The following is a 6,557-nucleotide window of genomic DNA, read 5'->3' as shown; positions in this document are numbered from 1 at the left end:
CCGCCGCCGGCCGCGACGGCGGCGGCGAGCTCGGTGCGGGGGAGCGCCTCGGGGGCGCGGACGATGAACTCGTCGACGGTGCAGTCGGGCAGCGGGTGGGCCTGCATGGAGACGATGTTGACCCGCAGCCCGGCCAGGGCCGTGCACACCCGGGCCAGGCTGCCGGGGGCGTCCGAGACGCTGGTGCGCAGCCGCCACAGGACGGTCGGCTCCTCGGGGGCGCTCATCGCAGGCCCGCCCGGCGGTGCGGCCGGGCCGCCGGGCGGCCCGTGCTGGTGCCGGTGGGCGAGCCAGCCGCGGAACAGCGCGGTGGCGAGCATGGCCGCCGCCGAGGCGACCAGCAGCACCGGCCCGTCGTGGCCGTGCACGACGACGTTGGCGACCAGGTCGGCGGCCGCGACGGCGGCGAAGACCGCCGCGAGCTCGACCGTCTCCTTGCGCCAGCGGTGCCCCCGGCTCCGCCGCCGTTCCTGCCGCTCGTCGGTGACTCTGTGCTGGGTGTACGCCATGTTGTCCATGCCTGCATGGTGGCGCTCCGCTGTTTCGCGATCACGAATCCCCCGTGACCTGACGGTAAATGTCTCCGCGGGCCCCCGTCGGATCGGCGCTGATCCGCTCCCGCGATCAGTTGGACGTACGGTACCGGTCCAGGAGTTCCGCTCCGGCGGACTTCACCTCGTCCAGCAGCAGCCGGAGGTCCGCCTCGGTGGTGGTGGCGTTCAGCAGGCAGGCCCGGAGCATCTCGCGGCCCTGGTGGACGGCGCCGGTGACGAAGACCCGCCCGCGCCGCTGGACGGCCACCGGGAGCAGGGAGTTGAGCTCCTGGAGCTGCGCCTCGTCGAGCCCGGCGGGGCGGTGGCGGAAGGCGACGATGGAGGTCTCGACCGGGGCGACGAGCTCCAACTCCCCGTCCTGCTCGATCCATTCGCCCAGCAGCCGGGCCTGCGCGGTGCAGTGCGCGATGTCCCGGGCGACGCCGGAGCGGCCGCGGTGGGCGATGGACGCCCAGACCTTCAGCGAGCGGAACGGGCGGGTCTGCTCGGTGCCGTACTCGGAGAACCAGCCGAGGTCGCCGGCCGCGTCGTCGCGCAGGTAGGACGGGACGAGGCTGAAGGTGCCGCGCAGCTCCTCGGCGTCGCGGACCAGGGCGCAGCCGCAGTCGACCGGCACGCCCAGCCACTTGTGCGGGTCGAGGGCGAGCGAGTCGGCCCGGTCCATGCCCGCGTAGCGGTGCGCGATGGTCTCGTCGAGGACGCCGAAGGCGCCGTACGCGCCGTCGACGTGGAACCACAGGCCCTCGCGCTCGGCCAGGTCGGCGACCGCCTCGAACGGGTCGACGGCGCCGGTGCCGACGGTGCCGGCGGAGGCGACCACCAGGAACGGCAGCCGCCCGGCCGCCCGGTCCTCGGCGACGGCGGCCGCCAGGTCGTCCAGCAGGAGGTGCCCCTCGGCGTCGGAGGCGACGGTGCGCAGGTGCTTGGAGCCGAGGCCGAGCAGCTCGGCGGCCTTGCGCACGCAGCTGTGCGCCTCGCCGGTGACGTAGCCGACCAGCGGGGGCATCCCGGCCAGGCCGTCCTCCCGGACGTCCCAGCCGGCCTTCCGGGCGGCGCGGCCGCGGGCGGCGGCCAGGCAGACGATGGTGGCCATCGAGGTGCCGGAGGTGAGGACGCCGCCGCCGGGCGGGTGCGGGAAGCCGACCAGCTCGGCGATCCAGCGGACCACGGCGCGCTCCAGGTGGACGTCGGCGTGGTCGCCGCCGGCCGAGCTGGGGTTCATCGCGCTCGCGGCCAGGGTGGCGAGCACCCCGGCGGGCTGCGGGGCGGAGTTCACCCAGCCGAAGAAGCGCGGGCTCCCGTTGCCCATCGGGTGCGGCATGATCCGCTGCTCGACGGTCTTCAGCAGCTCGTCCAGCGCGGCGCCGTGCTCGGGGAGCGGGAGGTCGAGCAGCGCGGCCCGCTCCGCCGGGTCCATCGGCTGCCACACCGGGCGGTCGGGCACCGCGTCGAGGTAGTCGGCCACCAGGTCTGCGGCCGCCCGTGCGGCCCCGCGGAAGTCGTCGTTCACACCGGGCATCGTATGCCCAGGTGGGCCGGGGCCGACCGGCCCCACCTGGGGAAAGGGTCAGTCCAGGGTGTTCGAGAGGCCGCCGGCCGAGCGGCAGTAGCCCTGGATCTCCTTGTCGGTGATCTGGGCGCACAGCCGCCCGGCCGCGCCCGCGCTGGTGTCGTTGACGGTGTAGTAGCTGACCAGGCCCTGCGTGCACGCCTTGCGCTGCCAGGTGTCCTTGGCGGTGGCGCACTGCTGGGCGGCCCAGTCCGGGCGGTCCAGGTTGTACTTCATGGTGCGCGAGCCGGCGCCGCGCGAGCAGTCCTGGGCGCCGCCGCTGGCCTGCGCGTTCAGGCACCACTGGAGGGCCTGCGAGAACGCCTCGGGGTGGTTGGCGTAGTCGTGCGAGGAGAGGAAGAAGGTCGGCGCGTAGAAGAAGCACGCCGACTGGTAGAGGGCCGGCTGCTCGGGGCACGGGTAGAGCGGTTCGGCGGCGAGCTTGTCGGCGGGGAGGTTGGCCTTGGCCTTCTCGTCCTCCTCGTCGGGCGCGAACAGCTGCATGAAGACGCCCTCGGAACAGGTGATCCGGCGGCTCTGGCTGGGGAACTTGTCGCACAGCGCGCGGGCGGCCGGGATGTCCTGCTTGGTGACGAACATGATGCCGTGGCCGACGCCGTGGATGCACGGGCCGGTGTTGGCGGGCGCGCACAGGGTGAGGATGTCGCTCTGCGGGTCCTTGGAGTTGGCCAGCATCTCCTCGACCGCGCCGTGCAGGTAGCCCGCCGCGCAGGTCTCGTGCGGGAAGGAGATCACCTTCTGGAAGTCCTGGTGGTAGCGCTGCACCGCGGCGTGCCCGAGCTCGTGGGCGATCGGGTGGCAGAACCGCACCGTGTACGGCTTGTCCTTGGAGATCTTGTCGAGGTCGGCGAGGGCGACCCCGGGGTCGGTGGCGTCCATCTCGGCCATCAGCTTGTTGCGCAGCGTCGAACGGGTCCACACCGCCGGGTCGCCGGTGGGGGAGGGGGACGCCGAGGCGGGGGTGTCGGGCACGGCGCCGGGGCGCTGGCCGCCCGCGTCGGCGGCGGTCGCGGCGGTGGCGGACTTCGGCGTCCAGTCGGTCACCATGACCGACCCGAGGCCGAGGACGGCCAGCAGGACGGCGGTGACGACGGCGAACACGCGCGGTTGCATGACGGACGTTCCCCCTGTGATCGACACGGACAGTACGCGGCCCATCCTGCGGGGTGACCGCCGGAAACCCGGCCAGGGACACCGCCGACCGGGTCAGATGCCCCCCACGATCACCCGAACACCGTCCGCCCACCGCCCTACAACGACGGCCCCACATCATAGGTGCCGCCCGGGACCGCCCGTTCGAGCACCGTCCTCGATCACGCCGCGGCCCCGGGAAAGGTTGCACCGGGACGCCTCGGCTGGCCGGCCTGCCCGAATTCGGGCAGGATCTTTGGCAAATGAACCCGTCACGCCTAGGCTCCCCGATCGTGCCCGTCTCACCGCACCCTCATGAGGACCTGCTCGCCCACCTCGCCAGGACCACCCCCCTGACCCCGGGGGAGGCCGCGCGGGTCGTCGCGGAGGTGCTGGCGTACTTCGCGGAGACCACCGAGGAGTACGTCCGCCGCCGCCACGGTGAGCTGCAGGCACGGGGGCTGACCAACGATCAGATCTTCACCCGCCTCGGCGGGGAGCTGGCCGCCCGCCGGGTGGCCGCCCCGCAGCTGTCGGTGCGCCAACTGCGGCGGATGGTCTACGGCTGACCCGGCCCGCCGACCCGGCCCCCCGGACCACCCACGACTGACAGAGGAGCCCATGTCATGTGCGGAATCGTGGCCTACATCGGCCCCAAGGACGCCTCGCCCTTCCTGCTGGAGGGCCTGCAGCGCCTGGAGTACCGCGGATACGACTCGGCGGGCGTCGCGGTGGTCGCGCCCGCGACCAAGACCGCCCCCGCCAAACTGCGGGTCCACAAGACCAAGGGCCGGGTCGCCGACCTGGCCGCCGCGCTGCCCGCCCGCTTCAAGGGCACCGCCGGCATCGGCCACACCCGCTGGGCCACCCACGGCGTCCCCTCCGACGCCAACGCCCACCCGCACACCGACAACGAGGGCCGGATCGCCGTCGTCCACAACGGCATCGTCGAGAACGCCGACGAACTGCGCGCCAAGCTCGCCGCCGACGGCGCCGTGTTCCGCTCCGAGACCGACACCGAGGTGCTCGCCCACCTGATCGCCGCGCACCGGGCCGACGGCGGCGAACTGGAGGACGCGGTGCGCGCCGCCCTCAAACTGGTCGTCGGCACCTACGGCATCGCGGTGCTGGACGCCGGGCAGCCCGACCGGATCGTCGTCGCCCGCAACGGCAGCCCGATCGTGCTCGGCATCGGCGAGAAGGAGATGTTCGCCGCCTCCGACGTCTCCGCCCTCGTCCGCTACACCCGGCAGGTCGTCCACCTGGAGGACGGCGAACTCGCCACCGTCCGCGCCGACGGCTTCCGCACCTTCACCGAGGACGCCCGCACCGTCACCCGGCAGCCCTCCACGGTGGACTGGGAGGTCGGCTCCTACGACACCGGCGGCTACGCGCACTACCTGCTCAAGGAGATCCACGAGCAGCCCGGCGCCGTCGAGCGCACCCTCTCCGGCCGCCTGGACGAGCGCTTCGCCACCGCCCACCTCGGCGGCCTCAACCTGGACGCCCGGGAGCTGCGCGAGATCCGCCGGGTGAAGATCCTCGGCTGCGGATCCGCCTACTACGCGGGCGAGATGGGCGCCCAGCTGATCGAGGAGCTCGCCCGGATCCCCGCCCACTCCGAACCCGCCTCCGAGTTCCGCTACCGCAACCCCGTCATCGAGGCCGACACCCTGTACGTCGCGGTCAGCCAATCCGGCGAGACCTACGACACGCTCGCCGCCGTCCAGGAGGTCAAGCGCAAGGGCGGCCGCGTCCTCGGCGTGGTCAACACCGTCGGCTCGGCGATCGCCCGCGAGTGCGACGGCGGCATCTACCTGCACGCCGGCCCCGAGATCTCGGTCGCCTCCACCAAGGCGTTCACCTCCACCGTGGTCGCCTTCGCGCTGCTCGCCCTGCACTTCGGCCGGATCCACGACCTCTCGCCCGCCGACGGGCGCCGGATCGTCGCCGCGCTCAAGGCGCTGCCCGACCAGATCCGGAAGGTACTGGAGCAGCAGCAGGAGATCGCCGACCTGGCCGCCGAGTACGCCCACAGCCGGGGCATGATGTACATCGGCCGGGTGCGCGGCTACCCGGTGGCCCGGGAGGGCGCGCAGAAGCTCAAGGAGATCTCCTACGTGCACGCCGAGGCGTACCCCGCCAGCGAGTTGAAGCACGGCCCGCTCGCGCTGATCTCCCCCGAACTGCCCACCGTCGCGCTGGTGCCCGACGACGAGCTGCTCGACAAGAACCTCACCGCGCTCGGCGAGATCAAGGCCCGCGAGGGGCGGGTGCTGGCCGTCGCCCACCGCCCGATCGGGGCCAGGCTCGCCGACCACTGCCTGGTCGTCCCGAAGAGCGAGCCCGAACTCGACCCGCTGCTGCTCAACGTCCCGCTCCAACTCCTCGCCTACCACGCCGCGGTGGCCCTCGGCCGGGACGTCGACAAGCCGCGCAACCTGGCCAAGAGCGTCACCGTGGAGTAGCCGGGAGCCGCTTACGGCTGCTCGGCCGCCCACTTCTCCAGGGCGGTGCGGGCCGCCTCGGCGAGCTGCGCGGGATGGGCGGAGGCGGCGGAGTAGAAGCCCAGCGGGAGCTTGGTGCCCGGCTCCGCCGGGTAGTCGTCCAGGAACCACTCGTCCTCGTCGTGGACGTGGAAGAACAGCCGCCACTCCTTGCCCCCGTGGCGCAGCCGGGCCCAGCCCTGGTGGTCGGGCTCGCCGGGGGCGCCGAACACCTCGATCGCGTCCGGCTCCGGCACCAGCAGGTCCGCCAGCAGCTCGGCCGCCCCGCGCAGCGCGCCGGCGAGCGTCTCGGGCACCGGACGGGGCGCGCGGAGGGCGGCGATCTCGCCGAAGACCCGCTCGGCGGCCTCCGGGGACGGGGCGGCCGCGAGCAGGCCGGCCAGCGCGGGCGGAACCGGACCGCTCTCGCCGCGCTCCGCCATCCCCGCCAGCAGCACGGCCAGCCGGCGCTTCGCCAGCTCGGCGTGGTGCTGCGCGGCGGTCAGCGCCGCGGCGACGGCGCCGACCTGCGCGGGGGTGCGCAGCGCCCAGGGCGAGTCGAGCGCCTCCGCCAGCCGCTCGGTGCCGGTCGCCGCGCAGATCGCGTAGCGGGCGGTGGCCTCCGCGCCGGTCAGCCCGGACTCCTCGACCTCCTCCGCCGAGGAGCCCCGGAACATCAAGTCGCTGCAGTCCGCCAGCAGTTCCAGCCAGGCCGCCCCGGCCGTCGTGTCGTTCATGTGCTGCCCCTCCGGGAATCGCCCCGCCGGATCGGACCCGGCGGGGCAGTCGTTGCCGCCACCCTGGTTCGGCGGGGTG

At 73.7% G+C, this 6,557-nt stretch carries 6 protein-coding genes; 2 read left to right on the top strand and 4 right to left on the bottom strand.

What is annotated here, in order from left to right:
- The 3 genes from ACFUEL_RS32485 to ACFUEL_RS32475 all read right to left on the bottom strand — a co-directional run.
- A partial coding sequence (locus ACFUEL_RS32485) for an ACT domain-containing protein (RefSeq protein WP_380240623.1) occupies positions 1–518 on the bottom strand: 518 nt, incomplete at its 3' end.
- 106 nt (positions 519–624) lie between these two features.
- The gene (locus ACFUEL_RS32480; protein ID WP_380240621.1) at positions 625–2,073 is read right to left on the bottom strand and encodes a pyridoxal phosphate-dependent decarboxylase family protein; all 1,449 of its coding nucleotides are present in this window, start codon (positions 2,071–2,073) and stop codon (positions 625–627) included.
- Between the two features lie 48 nt (positions 2,074–2,121).
- Positions 2,122–3,237, bottom strand: a complete 1,116-nt coding sequence (locus tag ACFUEL_RS32475) for a hypothetical protein (RefSeq protein WP_380240619.1) — start codon at positions 3,235–3,237, stop codon at positions 2,122–2,124.
- Positions 3,238–3,518: 281 nt separating this feature from the next.
- Between ACFUEL_RS32475 and ACFUEL_RS32470 the strand changes: the two genes are divergently transcribed.
- Both ACFUEL_RS32470 and glmS read left to right on the top strand, forming a co-directional pair.
- The gene (locus ACFUEL_RS32470) at positions 3,519–3,824 is read left to right on the top strand and encodes a hypothetical protein (protein ID WP_380240617.1); all 306 of its coding nucleotides are present in this window, start codon (positions 3,519–3,521) and stop codon (positions 3,822–3,824) included.
- A 57-nt stretch (positions 3,825–3,881) separates the two neighbouring features.
- Positions 3,882–5,723: a glutamine--fructose-6-phosphate transaminase (isomerizing) gene (gene glmS, locus ACFUEL_RS32465; RefSeq protein ID WP_380240615.1), complete on the top strand. Its 1,842-nt coding sequence runs from the start codon at positions 3,882–3,884 to the stop codon at positions 5,721–5,723.
- An 11-nt stretch (positions 5,724–5,734) separates the two neighbouring features.
- On the opposite strand, the gene ACFUEL_RS32460 is transcribed toward glmS, so the two are convergent.
- Entirely contained in the window at positions 5,735–6,478 is a 744-nt protein-coding gene (locus tag ACFUEL_RS32460) for a hypothetical protein (RefSeq protein ID WP_380240613.1), read from the bottom strand.
- Positions 6,479–6,557 lie beyond the last annotated feature (79 nt).

This window comes from Kitasatospora sp. NPDC057198 (assembly GCF_042670125.1).
In the GTDB taxonomy this organism is placed as follows: Bacteria; Actinomycetota; Actinomycetes; order Streptomycetales; family Streptomycetaceae; genus Kitasatospora.
Note: the sequence above shows the minus strand (reverse complement) of the source record. Positions and strands in the feature narration are given on the sequence as shown.